This is a genomic window from Escherichia sp. E4385, from assembly GCF_963883145.1.
In the GTDB taxonomy this organism is placed as follows: Bacteria; Pseudomonadota; Gammaproteobacteria; order Enterobacterales; family Enterobacteriaceae; genus Escherichia.
In genome coordinates this window covers 37,348-50,393 of sequence record NZ_CAWOOJ010000005.1, presented here as the reverse complement: position 1 = coordinate 50,393, position 13,046 = coordinate 37,348, and the positions used below count along the sequence as shown (strand labels likewise).

The 13,046-nt window shown below is 50.3% G+C and carries 15 protein-coding genes and 3 pseudogenes; 2 read left to right on the top strand and 16 right to left on the bottom strand.

All coding sequences use genetic code 11. The features are described 5' to 3' along the window. Positions 1-195: 195 nt before the first annotated feature. The gene (locus AACS80_RS06010) at positions 196-357 is read right to left on the bottom strand and encodes a hypothetical protein (protein WP_167852446.1); all 162 of its coding nucleotides are present in this window, start codon (positions 355-357) and stop codon (positions 196-198) included. Positions 358-806: 449 nt separating this feature from the next. Here AACS80_RS06010 and hipB point away from each other — a divergent pair. Beyond that, positions 807-1,072: pseudogene (hipB, locus tag AACS80_RS06005) on the top strand (type II toxin-antitoxin system antitoxin HipB). Further along, a complete protein-coding gene (gene hipA, locus AACS80_RS06000) occupies positions 1,072-2,403 on the top strand; it encodes a type II toxin-antitoxin system serine/threonine protein kinase toxin HipA (RefSeq protein WP_138183701.1) in 1,332 nt (443 codons plus the stop codon). Before hipB ends, hipA begins: the two are co-directional and overlap by 1 nt. Here the strand turns inward: hipA and tssE are convergent, their stop codons facing one another. From tssE to tssF, 15 genes and pseudogenes are all read right to left on the bottom strand, one after another. Continuing rightward, positions 2,404-2,856 carry a type VI secretion system baseplate subunit TssE gene (gene tssE / locus AACS80_RS05995; protein WP_135410980.1) on the bottom strand — a complete coding sequence of 151 codons (453 nt, stop codon included), beginning with the start codon at positions 2,854-2,856 and terminating at the stop codon, positions 2,404-2,406. 7 nt (positions 2,857-2,863) lie between these two features. Then, positions 2,864-3,163 (bottom strand): bacteriocin immunity protein, encoded by a 300-nt coding sequence (locus AACS80_RS05990; RefSeq protein ID WP_135410981.1) that lies wholly within the window; start codon positions 3,161-3,163, stop codon positions 2,864-2,866. Between the two features lie 77 nt (positions 3,164-3,240). Next, the gene (locus AACS80_RS05985; RefSeq protein WP_138183700.1) at positions 3,241-3,522 is read right to left on the bottom strand and encodes a bacteriocin immunity protein; all 282 of its coding nucleotides are present in this window, start codon (positions 3,520-3,522) and stop codon (positions 3,241-3,243) included. Between the two features lie 29 nt (positions 3,523-3,551). Further along, positions 3,552-3,848, bottom strand: a complete 297-nt coding sequence (locus AACS80_RS05980; protein ID WP_135410983.1) for a bacteriocin immunity protein — start codon at positions 3,846-3,848, stop codon at positions 3,552-3,554. Continuing rightward, the gene (locus tag AACS80_RS05975; protein WP_339374552.1) at positions 3,849-3,986 is read right to left on the bottom strand and encodes a hypothetical protein; all 138 of its coding nucleotides are present in this window, start codon (positions 3,984-3,986) and stop codon (positions 3,849-3,851) included. A 168-nt stretch (positions 3,987-4,154) separates the two neighbouring features. After that, positions 4,155-4,799 (bottom strand): annotated as a pseudogene (locus AACS80_RS05970) (type VI secretion system Vgr family protein); the annotation flags it as partial. 4 nt (positions 4,800-4,803) lie between these two features. Next, positions 4,804-4,899: pseudogene (locus AACS80_RS05965) on the bottom strand (type VI secretion system lipoprotein TssJ); the annotation flags it as partial. Between the two features lie 63 nt (positions 4,900-4,962). Next, the gene (locus AACS80_RS05960; RefSeq protein WP_138183699.1) at positions 4,963-5,739 is read right to left on the bottom strand and encodes an Imm52 family immunity protein; all 777 of its coding nucleotides are present in this window, start codon (positions 5,737-5,739) and stop codon (positions 4,963-4,965) included. After that, a complete protein-coding gene (locus tag AACS80_RS05955; RefSeq protein WP_135410985.1) occupies positions 5,736-6,506 on the bottom strand; it encodes a Tox-REase-5 domain-containing protein in 771 nt (256 codons plus the stop codon). Before AACS80_RS05955 ends, AACS80_RS05960 begins: the two co-directional genes overlap by 4 nt. Continuing rightward, entirely contained in the window at positions 6,506-6,850 is a 345-nt protein-coding gene (locus AACS80_RS05950; protein WP_135410986.1) for a hypothetical protein, read from the bottom strand. The genes AACS80_RS05955 and AACS80_RS05950 overlap by 1 nt, the downstream gene beginning before the upstream one ends. Next, positions 6,844-7,347, bottom strand: coding sequence for a DUF4123 domain-containing protein (locus AACS80_RS05945; RefSeq protein ID WP_135410987.1), 504 nt, complete (start codon positions 7,345-7,347; stop codon positions 6,844-6,846). The genes AACS80_RS05950 and AACS80_RS05945 overlap by 7 nt, the downstream gene beginning before the upstream one ends. Then, positions 7,344-9,665, bottom strand: a complete 2,322-nt coding sequence (locus tag AACS80_RS05940; protein WP_135410988.1) for a type VI secretion system Vgr family protein — start codon at positions 9,663-9,665, stop codon at positions 7,344-7,346. Before AACS80_RS05940 ends, AACS80_RS05945 begins: the two co-directional genes overlap by 4 nt. A gap of 4 nt (positions 9,666-9,669) precedes the next feature. After that, positions 9,670-10,194, bottom strand: a complete 525-nt coding sequence (tssJ, locus tag AACS80_RS05935; RefSeq protein WP_135410989.1) for a type VI secretion system lipoprotein TssJ — start codon at positions 10,192-10,194, stop codon at positions 9,670-9,672. Between the two features lie 35 nt (positions 10,195-10,229). After that, positions 10,230-11,312 carry a type VI secretion system baseplate subunit TssG gene (tssG, locus tag AACS80_RS05930; RefSeq protein ID WP_135410990.1) on the bottom strand — a complete coding sequence of 361 codons (1,083 nt, stop codon included), beginning with the start codon at positions 11,310-11,312 and terminating at the stop codon, positions 10,230-10,232. Continuing rightward, positions 11,276-13,045: a type VI secretion system baseplate subunit TssF gene (gene tssF / locus AACS80_RS05925; protein WP_135410991.1), complete on the bottom strand. Its 1,770-nt coding sequence runs from the start codon at positions 13,043-13,045 to the stop codon at positions 11,276-11,278. Before tssF ends, tssG begins: the two co-directional genes overlap by 37 nt. Between the last annotated feature and the right edge of the window lies 1 nt (position 13,046).

The window sequence follows — 13,046 nt, the reverse complement described above, 5'->3', positions numbered from 1 at the left end:
ACCCCTACACATTCAGTTGGGTCTGGGTGACAGCCGCTGCTTCCCGATCTTTCCGTCGACTTCCAGCATCAGCGGAACGTCTGAATTTATGCTGAATATAGAGAAACTGAAGTAAAAGATGAGCAGGATTATCCCTTACTGGTGATGCCGCAGTAATGATGATTATCTCGTCTTATCCGGATTCCGGTCACAAGGTTATGCTCCGTTTTTGTGGATAACCAGGTGTCCGTCAGCATGGGTCAACATATCATTCACCCGGCATAGTGGATTACCTACATACGGCTCACGAGTCCTGCGACCAGTGTCTGTCATGATGATGGATGCAGGGCTACCTGCGGCAAACTCCGATTCAGCCATGAAGCACACTATACCGGGTGCGCACTTTCACTGGATCCACTACACAGGGTACAGTTTTCACTTCAGTATCATCGCGTTATCAGAGCCGATCATCATTCACGATACACTGTACCAGGTAAAGTTTCCTAACCGTGCCGTCACGCTATCAGGTATGGTGGCAATGACGTGATCCACTATACCGGGTACTGATCACATTCTTGGCTAAAATACACACAAAACACACAGGAAAGTCAGAAGAAAATGGACTGCATCGGGGTAATGGGGCTGACGCCACCCGGTGTAGTGGAGATGCACTATACCTGTATGGTCGTTTTTATCCTCGATCGCGGATATCGCAGTGTTTATCCCGTAGAGCGGATAAAATGCGTTTGCAGATTGACTTTATCCTAACTAAAGGATAAAACTGAAAATATCCCCTAAAGCGGATAAACTTCTTGTGGACGTATGGCATAATGAGCTTTCCGATGATCTATAGCCCAACGCAATTAGCAAATGCAATGAAACTGGTTCGTCAGCAAAATGGCTGGACGCAGAGCGAGCTGGCGAAAAAATCGGTATAAAACAGGCGACCATTTCCAATTTCGAAAACAACCCTGACAACACCACGCTAACAACATTTTTTAAGATATTACAGTCGCTTAAGCTATCAATGACGCTATGCGACACGAAAAATGCCTCGCCAGAATCAACTGATCAGCAAGATCTGGAGTGGTAATGCCTAAACTTGTCACGTGGATGAACAACCAGCGGGTAGGCGAGTTGACGAAGCTGGCCAACGGTGCCCATACCTTTAAGTATGCGCCGGAGTGGTTAGCCAACCGTTATGCCAGGCCATTGTCGCTTTCGCTGCCATTGCAGAGGGGGAATATCACCTCTGATGCCGTATTTAACTTCTTCGATAACCTGTTACCCGATAGCCCGATTGTACGCGACCGGATCGTTAAACGTTATCATGCTAAATCCAGACAACCGTTTGATTTATTGTCAGAAATCGGGCGAGACAGCGTTGGCGCCGTAACGTTATTACCAGAAGACGAAACCGTAACGCGCCCGATAATGGCATGGGAAAAGCTTACTGAAGCCAGACTTGAAGAAGTGTTAACGGCTTATAAAGCAGATATCCCGCTAGGCATGATTAGGGAGGAAGATGACTTTCGCATCTCGGTTGCTGGCGCGCAGGAGAAGACCGCGCTGCTCAGAATGGGCAATGACTGGTGCATTCCGAAAGGAATAACGCCGACGACGCATATCATTAAATTGCCGATTGGTGAAATCAGACAGCCCAATGCGACGCTCGATCTCAGTCAGAGTGTTGATAATGAGTATTACTGTCTGCTGCTGGCAAAAGAATTCGGGTTGAATGTTCCCGACGCAGAAATCATTAAAGCGGGAAAGGTGCGCGCGTTAGCGGTCGAACGCTTTGACAGGCGCTGGAATACTGAACGAACGGTTTTACTTCGCTTGCCGCAGGAGGATATGTGTCAGACATTTGGTTTACCTTCATCGGTGAAATATGAATCTGACGGAGGCCCAGGCATCGCGCGGATCATGGCGTTTTTAATGGGGGCCAGCGAGGCGCTTCGCGATCGTTATGATTTTATGAAATTCCAGGTATTCCAGTGGTTGATTGGCGCGACGGACGGCCATGCGAAAAATTTCTCGGTTTTTATCCAGGCCGGCGGCAGTTATCGACTCACGCCATTTTACGATATCATTTCAGCATTTCCGGTATTGGGTGGCGCGGGAATACACATCAGCGATCTCAAACTGGCAATGGGGCTTAATGCATCCAAAGGCAGAAAAACGGCAATCGATAAAATATATCCGCGACATTTTTTGGCGACAGCAAAGGCGCTGAAATTCCCGGAAGTGCAGATGAATGAAATCCTGAGTGACTTTGCCAGAATGATTCCCGCAGCACTGGATAAGGTGAAGACTTCATTACCGGCAGATTTTCCGGAGAACGTGTTGACGGCAATTGAAACCAATGTGTTGAGGTTGCACGGTCGGTTAAGCCGAGAATATGGAAATGAGGGTAAGAGTTGATTAGATAAGCTGCTGGTTTTCCAGATGTTGCTGTTGTTTCAAATGCCTGATCATAACCTTTCCCTCTGGCATAAACTCGGTCCCATACCGTACAAGTCCGATACCTCTCAGCTCGGCATCAATGGTGTAGCGCAACTCCCCGGGCACTTGTTGTTCGAGTAAAGTTACATTGAGGGACTGCAAACGGGGTTCATACTTGAGCAGGACACCGGCTAACGTATCGATCAGTTCGTGGGCTGTCCCGGGCATGCCTTGCAGAATTTTGGTCATATCCGGCAAACCATAATCTGGTAGATGGGATATAGCCCCGGCCCGGGCGTTCAAAATACGCTGGATGTTATCCAGCACGGATAAAATAACCTGGTCTTCTTCGTTTACTGCTTCAAGGGGAAGATCCCCTGTAAAGTTGCCCGTAAGAATTTCATATAAAGATGCGGATTTTCTATCTGGCATTTTGACCTCACGACTCAGCTTCTGAGTCTTTAAAAAGCGGGAGGCCTTGAGATTTTCTCCACACCCTCACAATTTTGATAATATTCTTGGGGTTGCCGTCTTCTGGTGATTCAGGATAGGCTATTAGGTCTCCTTGTTTAGGATGCTCGGTGACACTTATGAAGTGGTCCATGAGTTTATCCAAGTAAGAATCTAATTTTTTCCCTTTTAGAGATTTATCTTTCCTGGTTTCCCTTCTAAATTCATGTAAGAATTCGAGGAATTCATTTTCAGTGTAATCATTAAGTGTATGTTTAAATTCAAACATCTTTTCCTGCCTGTAGTTATAGGTATTCTTAAAGTGTCATTCTCTCTTGGAATTACATAGGATTATAACGTTCTAGTTTAATTATCTATGAAAAGAGGAAGGCTTTGGGACTTTCTCCAGTTTAAAACTGCCTCAATCAATCCTTCCGGAGTACATTTTGAGTTATCCTTTGGGTGAAATATTAAATCGCTCTTTTCAGGATGCTCCGTGATTTTGTCAAAGTGATTCGATAATTTTGTCAAATAATCACTAAGTGATTCCCCCTTTGGATTTGCTTTTCTTGAATCCTTAAAAAATTCATTCAAAAAAAGCAAAAATTCTTGTTGTGTATATTCTGAAAATGAGTTTTTAAGTTTCATAAATCACCTTCTATACATTTCGTGGGGTTTTATGAATTTTTAAAAAGAGCCAATCCCTGGTTTTTTCTTAATTTTTTTATTCCCTTAATTACGGATTCTGGATTGTCTTCTTCTGGGGTGTTTGGGTAATATATAAAATCACTCACAGTAACTGAGCCAACTAAGTAAATGATTTTATCCAAAAGCTCGTTCAAATAATTTTCTAATTCTGTATTGCTTAATGATTTTTTTGATACCTGCTCGGGATAGAATTCACTTACAATTTCGGTAAATTCGCTCTCTGTATAATCGGAAATGTTTTCTCTTATCTCAGTTACAATTATCATTTAGTGTCTCCTATTTACCGTAGTGAATAAATTTATGTTGCTTAGGGGCGTGATTCTTAAATTGTCAATATCATACACTCCGCCCCCTTCCTCAATAGGTTTATTGTGATGGTTTTCGGCCCATATTGATTTTTCCACACTCTATGCTGGTAATGGATAAGGAAAATCAATTTCGGGTACGTCTGGTAACCAACGGCCTGATTTTTTCATTAAATACCCCAAAATCTCATCATTAGTTAAATTGACGTCAGACATTGAATCATTTTTGAACCAGTATTCAGGATGTTCGGTGTAAGGCAGGCCCAAGACCGATTCTGCCGCGCCGTCGAACAACCCCGACGGCTCACTGTAGGGCAACTGCACATCAAACTGGTAGTTAAGCTGGCTGTCGGCCAGTATGTACGTATCCAGACCGCGCACGTCGTCCATCATCGTGCGCCAGTAAATCCCCACCTCGGAGAGAATGCGCTGAATGAACTGCAAATCCGTTTCCTGCCACTAAGTGATAATTTCACGTGGCGGGTAGGTGCGCTCCAGTCTGAATTCAAAATCGGGACCTTCCAGACCGTGTTTACGCAGCACCTGCTCAACCACCTCAGGAACGGACTGGTTCTGATAGACCGCGCACTGTCGGGTATATCCCAGGAGCGCCAGGCGCGAACTGAGCGTAAGCCGGTAGTGAGACTGGTCCTTTGAGGTGGAAAGCCATTCCAGGCGGGTCACCATGCCGTGAACATTTTTACCGCTCCGCATCCGGAAAGAGGCATATTTCATCAGCACCGCTTCCGGGGGGATGTTCGCCTGAAGCGTTGTGAACTCGATGTCCCAACTGAACGGCTCACTCAGTGCTTCCCTGCCGTAAAAGCGTAGAACATCCGGCTTCACTGAACTGTCAAAAATATCCAGAAAATATCGGGTCTGTCCGTCAAAAAGCGCTAACCAGTTATCCATTACGTCACTCCTTCACCGGCACGAGGCTGAGCCAGCCATCACCCAGTTCAATCGTGCGGGGTTTGTCCGGGTCCAGGTCGTCACGGGTCAGCACCAGGCGCTAGCGGTTGTCCTTCCATCCATCTTCGTGCGCCAGTAAATTCCTACTTTGTGGCTGTCTGAATTAAAGCTCTGTCATCAACGGTAACAAACCAAGATCTAGCAACTTAATTTCAATGTCGTTAGCTTTGCCTATGTGTTCTTTGTTATTTCCATCAAATATTTCTTCAGTTGAAACAACGATTGTTCCGATCTGTTTGTTATCCTTTAGAACAGGAATAACTCTGGCTGCTTCTGGAATCAAGTCAGGTAAAACAATGGCGGGTATGAATAACATCCATCCGCAAGATATTCTATCGGGAAATACTTTTTTATATACTTCGTCATATCCATTTTCTTTAGGGATTATCTCGGAGAAACTATAACCACCAGACTCCACACAAGAATAAGTACAATTATCGGTTGAATGTAACAAAAAAGTTAGAAAATTAATCATTTTCTCAGCGTTCAGTCTTGTTTGATCCAACTCTATAGAAAAACTGATAACCAAGCTTAAAGGGGTTTTCCTGCGGTGGGTACTAGAATATGACAGATAGCAATCCACTCCTGCACTATCTTCATCAGACCCACCATCCCAAATACCAGTGGTCCAACTCGGATAGTCTTTTTTATACTCTTTCTCCCAACGGCCAAGAACATCTTCGGATAGCAACCCATCCTCGGTAAATATTTTGTATTGCAAGGCCTGCTTTCTTGAATATCCTTGTTCATACCATGATCTTTTAGTCCCTAAAAGTTCATCCAATTGTTTTGTGACTCCCTGAAAAAGAGTTGCAAGCTCCACTGGTTTTATTGATTCGCTGCGGCCAAACTCATGCTCTATTCTGAAATTTAATTTCATGGCTGATACCTTACTATTATGTCTTTAAATCCTATAAACATCCGTTGAAAATAGGCAAAACTAATCGGCTGCATAAAAATCCAAACCACTTTCAATGGTTGATTTATTGTTGCAACTGCCTGATGGCGGGCAGCCTGATTCACTGCACTCCTGTCACCTTTCCACCAATGTTTTTTTTGTTGAGAGCTGATCAAAAACTGATCATACCGCGCCTTTGCCTCCCAGAACTGACACAACTTGTCTTTCCAGCCATCAAACGATACACCACAATACTTAAATTCCTGTATCTGTTTAGTTTTTGTATTATAGAACGTGCCACATATTCTCGTCTGGTAATTAATCGTCACCTCACTCCAGCGCGAACAACGCCTCACCATCGGCATCACTTTCCCTTCTGGTGGGCAGTTCTCACAGGTTTTTTCATCTGTTTTCGTCAGTGTTCCTGCTCTGGTCTCGATTCCCTCATAACTTACCGTTTCTGAGTGATCCATATCGTCTTCCCAGAAATCACCGTGAGTTTCTGCGCTTACGGCCATCGGTTCATTCAGAATTGGATCATACTGTTTTCCCTGATAATCAAATCCTCCCTGACTCCGGGACTGCGCACCTTCTGACCCCGGATAAGACATATCCTCATCTTCCCAGCCTCCATGGCCGCTTCCTGCTCCGGGAAATCTTGCTGTTCCGCTTGTGCCACCGGCTACACCGACGCTTCCGGTTACGGCTCCGCCCATTCCCCCTGTTATCACTGGTGGGATCATCACCATCAGAGTCCTCTCCTTTCCCTGTTTATCATCACATGCATATAATCTTCAACACGCTGATCAACTGAATAACCATTCGGTGTTCTTAGCCATTTATCCACTTCAGGATTCAGATAGAAACCCGGCCAGAACGCTTCCAGGAACAAAAAATCCCGCTTCACATTCTTCTCTTTCAACGGTAGCGTGTTCGCATAATCCAGGGCTTTTCTCAGGCGAACACGGAACGTGTCATCCGGTTCGTTAATCCCCGGAAATTTCTTCTTCAGCCTCTGTGTGGTATCACGAACAAAATCATCATCTTCCATTTTGTCCACACCGGCACACTGCTCTTCAGACAGCTTCAGCATATGAATTCCCTTTGTTTAAATGACCAGACTTTCCCGTCCACTATTGTCAGCCATTCCTGCATTAAACCGGTCAGCTCCTGGTGTTGCAGGTCATTCAGCATCGTCCCCAGACGAACCTGAACGCGTGGGTCCTGAACACGCAGTAAAGCCGCCCGCCCGTCCGGAAGTTCTGCGTTCATATATCGCTGTAAATGCGCAACCAGCTCCTCCGGCATGGAGCCTGACACTATCCAGGATACGCCGGGGAGCGCGATTTCCAGTGCTTCCAGTTGCTCTCTCCTTTCCATCCCTTCACTCATCCTGATTAGCCACGGTCCGGCAAAAGCTATACGTGAATCCGGCCAGGTATTGAATAAAGGAAACACAACATCCTGGTTTATTTTCAGTTCATAACCAGTAAAGCGCTCATATTGCAGTCCATCCACCAGAGCAAAGACTGAAACGTCTGATGAGTGGAGCATGTGTTGCACAGCAAGACTGAAGCTGAGGTTGCTCATGATTCGCCTCTTACGACAAAAGTGTTTCCATTCATCGCCGCCTTCATCAAGCAACTCAAACAGATACCTCCGCCCGTCACGGCTTTAACCGGCATAGTTGCCGCCCCCGCCGCCATCGTCCTTTTCACCTTCCGTACATACGACGCTGTCGTACCATACTCGACCTTCCCGGCCTCAAGCTTCAGATAGCTTCCGCCTCCAATCAGCGTGATACGTTTTTTTCCGGCAAAGGAGATGTCACTCGCTGAGCTCAGCGTCAGCTTCTTCTCAGCAAACAACCGCATGTTAGCGTTTTGCGCCTGGACATCCACTGGCCCTTCTCCGGATTTCAGGCTCAGCTGACCGGTGCGGGCAAAGAGCCCCAGTTTCTCCCCGGTAAGCAGGGTCGTATTGCCCATTGTTCCGACGCTGATATCGCCCCCGGCGTTAAGCGCCAGGTTCCGGCCAGCGGCCAGCTGCATATCTTCCCCACTGGTCATGGCCATGCCTTCCGGCGCCGAGAAAAGCACCGCTTCATTGAGCGGTTTCAGCCGCTGCTCAAACATCTGTATCTGGCTGTCGACATCACCTTTCAACGCCAGGGCCTTTTCTGCGGCCATTTCCAGTTGTTGCAGTTGCTGATTAAGCCTGTCGATTTCCTTCAGCGCGGCATCCATGTCCAGAGCATCACCCTGCGCTTTCGCCTGGGCATCCGCAGCGACAAATAGTCCTTTCCCTGCTCGCAGGGCTCCCCACTCATCGGTGCGCAGCTCAGTACCTTTACCGCGTAGTTGCCCCTTGCTGTCCACCAGATGCCCGTTGTTGAGCTGCGTTTTACCGTATTCCGTGGCGAGTTTGATGTGCTCCTCACCACGCTTGTCTTCCATGCGCAATTTTGAGTTGGCAGAAGTCCGGAGGATGTTCCGGGAGTGATTGTCCCGGTTCACAAGATCGGGATGTCCGGAGTCATGTAGAGCACAGGCGATGTACGGCAGATCAATATCGCCATTGCTGTACGCAATCGCCACTTCGGTGCCATCGATGAGCGGCGTATGCCAGCCCAGCGTTTCACCGGCATAAGGCTTCGCCATTCTCAGCCACAGGTAACCGTAACCGGGTTCTGTCCCCTCCCGGTCGAAGTCCAGCTTCACCCGATAGCGCCCCTGCTCGTCCAGGTGTGCGTAGGTATCATTTTTTTCGCGACTTTCGATCCGGGCCGGAAGCGTACCCGCGATGACCGGGCGTGGGATCTCTTCCGGACGGAAGCAGTAACGTTCGGTGTAAGGCAGGCCCCAGACCGACACATGCAGACGGGAATCACGGGCGCCCCGGAAGGTCACCAGCGTAAGGATCACGCCCTCTTGCAGGGCCGTAATGACGTTGCCCTGCGGCTCCAGCACCTGCCCGGGTGTGAGGTGTGCAGCATTGCTGAACAGGTGAATACGGGCCGACTTGTTGAGCGCCCGCTCGTGGTGAAGTCGGGCGTAGAACGCGCCAGATTCGGTTTCCGGCTCCGGGCTGGCATCGTTTCCCGCTTCACGATAAGGTGCCGCGTAATGGTAATGCTCCCCGGTGGTGACCGCATCATTACGCACGCTGACCGCAGCATCCATCGGCATGGTGGCTGTCCGGTAGTTGTAATCACGCGTGGTGACAGTGCCGGTGGCAATGTTGTGCCAGGTCCGCACATCCCAGACCGATTCTGCCGCACCGTCGAACAGGGCTGATGGCTCGCTGTAGGGCAACTGCACATCAAACTGATAGTTAAGCTGGCTGTCGGCCAGTATGTAAGTGTCCAAACCACGCACGTCGTCCATCTCCGTGCGCCAGTAAATACCCACCTCAGACAGAATGCGCTGGATGAACTGCAGATCCGTTTCCTGCCACTGAGTGATAATTTCACGCGGCGGGTAGGTATGCTCCAGTCTGAATTCAAAATCTGGACCTTCCAGACCGTGTTTACGCAGCACCTGCTCAACCACCTCAGGAACGGACTGGTTCTGATAGACCGCGCACTGTCGGGTATATCCCAGGAGCGCCAGGCGCGAACTGATCGTAAGCCGGTAGTGAGACTGGTCCTTTGAGGTGGAAAGCCATTCCAGGCGGGTCACCATGCCGTGGACACTTTTACCGCTCCGCATCCGGAAAGAGGCATATTTCATCAGCACCTGTTCCGGGGGGATATTCGCCTGAAGCGTTGTGAACTCGATATCCCAGCTGAAGGGTTCGCTCAGTGCTTCCCTGCCGTAAAAGCGCAGAACATCCGGCTTCACTGAACTGTCAAAAATATCCAGAAAATATCGGGTCTGTCCGTCAAAAAGCGCTAACCAGTTATCCATCACGTCACTCCTTCACCGGCACGAGGCTGAGCCAGCCATCACCCAGTTCAATTGTGCGTGGGGTGTCCGGGTCCAGATCGTCACGGGTCAGCACCAGGCGCCAGCGGTTGTCCTTCTGATCCGGGCGGTTAAATAATCCCACCACCGCCACGAACTGAGCGTCTTCATCCATGGGCATATTGAGTGTCATGCTGCCTTTTGGCATCACCAGCAGCTCTTTAGACGCCAGTACGTCGTCTTTAAGTACCGTATCGGCATTGCGCAGCAGTGTCTGGTAATCGGCGGCATCAACCGCTTTACGATCCCTGAGCTGATAAACTCTCACCATCGTCGCCAGCGGTGTCTGTGCGCCATCAGCGTTAATGGCCGTGCGCGGGGTAAAATCCAGATGCAGCGTTTTGATTTTCTTGTAGAAGATGGATTTCGTGATGCTGACCGTACCGTCCGTGACAGTCTGAGTCAGACCGCAGCCAGCGAGCAGGCTACAGGCAATAAGCGTCAGCGCCCACCAACGGGTTACTGTTGCCATTCAAAAGTTCCTTTATTGAGAGTGGGAGTACGTGATTATTCGAAGCGGTAGTGCCCGTCTTCAGCGGACTGTAGCGCAGAACATTGCAACCCTTCATAGCAGCCCAGACTGACGGTCAGACTCCCCCGACTATTGCTGAGCTTGCCTGCTTTCAGGCCCAGCAAGCCGGTGCGGCCCAGCTGGATACGTCTGCCTTTGCCAAGGCGTGGCTCAGGCAGCAATCGTACGGGGACGGTGAGGCGCAGTCGGGCGTCACTGCGGTAGCCGAGATAAACGCGCAGCAGGACCAGTAAATCGGTATGGATAAAACCACCAGGTAACCACCCTTCGGCTTCCTCCGGATCTTCTGTCTCCAGCGTCACCAGTACCCGACTGCATGCTTCCTTTGCCGTTTTACCCAGCGTGGCTCGCTGAGAAAGACAGATGCGGTTCCCGGTACCCAACCCGCTACGGTTATCGATATGGACCTTAACCGGATCTGGCTCGGTGATAATTGCCCGGGTATTCGGTGCCAGCAGGCTCACCAGGGCCCGAATGCCTTCTGCATTGCGGGTGGGTAATCGCATGGTACCCAGCAAGGCCAGAAAGCGTGAAACCGGCGTTGCCACCTGTTCAGCGGTGCCCGGTATACCAAGGCCGACCAGCCCCAGCAGACACTGTGATGTGGCATCGCGGCCACCTGCCTCGAAGGTGGCCGGCCAGGCGTATTTCCGCCAGATCCGATAATACTGGGTGGTGATGCGGTGGCTGAAAATATCCAGAAACGAGGTAACTGCCTCGTGCCCTTCGCGGCGCTGCGCAATGTCGTCCAGCCAGGACGTCGGCAGAGGGGAGTCCACGCCATATATCCCCAAAAATGTCGTACGGACCGTTGGGGGTAATGCCGGGTGGTCTTCGTCAGTCTCCACCGCTTTGAGGGTACTGACCGGGAAACCCATACCAGGCCAGGGCCTGAAGCGGACCGGATCGTTGGCTGGATGGCTGGAGGCGCCCAGTTTCGGCGCGTCCGGATTTTCCTGCTCCAGCAGCTGGCAGAAACGATAAAAATTGGCCCGCCAGATATCTTTGCTCAGGACTAGTGTTAGCCCGGTACGTACTGGCTGTGATTCTCGTGCCATCTCAGTCGTTTTCCTGTCGGTTGCAGCGCCAGCGTGAGCTGGTTGAAGAGGTGAATATCAGCATAGCGCGCGAAGAACCGGTGCAGCATTTCGCCGAAGAGATTCACATCCCCCTCGCCTGCAAAATTATCCATGTTTAGCGTGACCTCTATGTCTACGCCCCGGAGCATAAAGCCCTTCTCAAAACGGCGGATCAGGGTGTGCTTCACGGCGACGATAGCTTCAAGCCGACGTCGGTTCATTTCATCATCGGTCCAGTCGTACAGAGCCAGCGTTCCCCGCAGGACCTCCGGATTGTCCATCATGCTGAGGAAGTTTGAGCCGAGGTGGCTCATCACCCGCCAGTGAAAACGGTCGTTTGCAGGGGGATACAGCGGTATCGTCGGTGCTGTGACGTTCAGTACCCTGACGGGCACTTTGCCGGTTTTTGCCACCCTGTCCAGGAGCGTACTTTCCAGCGCAGTGCGCGGAAACTGCCCGTTGGTACCGGTTATTCGCATCGAAAGGGATTCTGGTTTATCGGACAGCTGCTCCAGCTCGAACGAACGCCCCCCGAGAATCAACCAGGTGTCATACAGGCCAGAGGGGCCGCGTTTCACGCGGGTGTGGTAATAACGTTCAGGGGCATCGTGGCGCATCATACCGCCCCGGTGCCGGAAGCTGGTGAACGGTACATAGGGGTGTTTGCCATTCTTTACCGCGCCATGGATATCATCGACGCTGTAAATCTCGGTGTGACCATCCTGAAGACGTAACGGCCTGAGCAGGTATTCGTTATCCAGCGGGTTAAGCGTCAGCGGATCGGCCTCCAGGGTGAAGAGGTTGATGACCGGTGCACAGTGCAGCCGGAAGTTTTCCGTTTCAAAAGGCAGATCGGATGACCAGGCTTCACTGAGCACGATGTCGATTTCAAACCAGGAGCTGGCTTCAGTTAGCCCGATGGTGTCGAGGCCACGCAGCTCAACAAACATAAATTTCGGTCGGAAGCTGAAATACTCCAGCAGCAGCTGGTAACCACTGAAGGCAGTATCGGCTTTCTTCCACAGGCCGTCATTGTCGTCAAAGCCCATGGGTTTGCACCAGCCATCAAACTGATGACGTTCGGTGTATGTCCCTGAATGGCGGGCGTACATGGCGTGAACGCGACGGGTCAATGCCAGGTGGAGTGCTGAACTGATCGGACTCTCTGCGTTGAGGAATATGGCGACTTTGTCGATCCCGGCTTTGCTCCAGTCCACTTTTTCAGGGCATTCGAAGCGCAAACGAATAGCAGAGCGGCCATCAGTTTCAGTATGAAGGCGGGCATCCGCAAGATGCAGTGGTTGCAGAGGTACATCGCGAGTTGTCCGGTACTGGCAGGCGGTTTTATGCGGCCCGACAGGGCGTGATTGTACGGAGAAACCTTCGGCAAGAAGTTCAGCCTGACGAAGGCCACGCCAGTCAGGAGAGAATTCGACGATGGCCAGCGACGGGATGGTCCGCATATAGTGTGGCCACAGCAGACTCACCAGCCCTTCGGTCAGTTCCGGCAGGTCATCATCCAGCTTCTGACGCAAACGGCCCATCAGGAAGGCAAAACCTTCAAACAGTCGCTCTACATAAGGATCGCGAGCGCCGGGTTTATCCAGATTAAGCATCGCTGCCCGATCCGGATGGGCACGGGCGAACTCTTTGCCCGCCTCACGCAGATAGCGCATCTCAGCTTCATAATAACGAAGGGTTAAATCATCCATG

Bases quoted from the DNA above. Each gene is read 5' to 3' on its own strand.
- AACS80_RS06010 (WP_167852446.1), bottom strand. From the start codon at position 357: ATGGCTGAATCGGAGTTTGCCGCAGGTAGCCCTGCATCCATCATCATG.
- hipA (WP_138183701.1), top strand. From the start codon at position 1,072: ATGCCTAAACTTGTCACGTGGATGAACAACCAGCGGGTAGGCGAGTTG.
- tssE (WP_135410980.1), bottom strand. From the start codon at position 2,856: ATGCCAGATAGAAAATCCGCATCTTTATATGAAATTCTTACGGGCAAC.
- AACS80_RS05990 (WP_135410981.1), bottom strand. From the start codon at position 3,163: ATGTTTGAATTTAAACATACACTTAATGATTACACTGAAAATGAATTC.
- AACS80_RS05985 (WP_138183700.1), bottom strand. From the start codon at position 3,522: ATGAAACTTAAAAACTCATTTTCAGAATATACACAACAAGAATTTTTG.
- AACS80_RS05980 (WP_135410983.1), bottom strand. From the start codon at position 3,848: ATGATAATTGTAACTGAGATAAGAGAAAACATTTCCGATTATACAGAG.
- AACS80_RS05960 (WP_138183699.1), bottom strand. From the start codon at position 5,739: ATGAAATTAAATTTCAGAATAGAGCATGAGTTTGGCCGCAGCGAATCA.
- AACS80_RS05955 (WP_135410985.1), bottom strand. From the start codon at position 6,506: ATGGTGATGATCCCACCAGTGATAACAGGGGGAATGGGCGGAGCCGTA.
- AACS80_RS05950 (WP_135410986.1), bottom strand. From the start codon at position 6,850: ATGCTGAAGCTGTCTGAAGAGCAGTGTGCCGGTGTGGACAAAATGGAA.
- AACS80_RS05945 (WP_135410987.1), bottom strand. From the start codon at position 7,347: ATGAGCAACCTCAGCTTCAGTCTTGCTGTGCAACACATGCTCCACTCA.
- AACS80_RS05940 (WP_135410988.1), bottom strand. From the start codon at position 9,665: ATGGATAACTGGTTAGCGCTTTTTGACGGACAGACCCGATATTTTCTG.
- tssJ (WP_135410989.1), bottom strand. From the start codon at position 10,194: ATGGCAACAGTAACCCGTTGGTGGGCGCTGACGCTTATTGCCTGTAGC.
- tssG (WP_135410990.1), bottom strand. From the start codon at position 11,312: ATGGCACGAGAATCACAGCCAGTACGTACCGGGCTAACACTAGTCCTG.
- tssF (WP_135410991.1), bottom strand. From the start codon at position 13,045: ATGGATGATTTAACCCTTCGTTATTATGAAGCTGAGATGCGCTATCTG.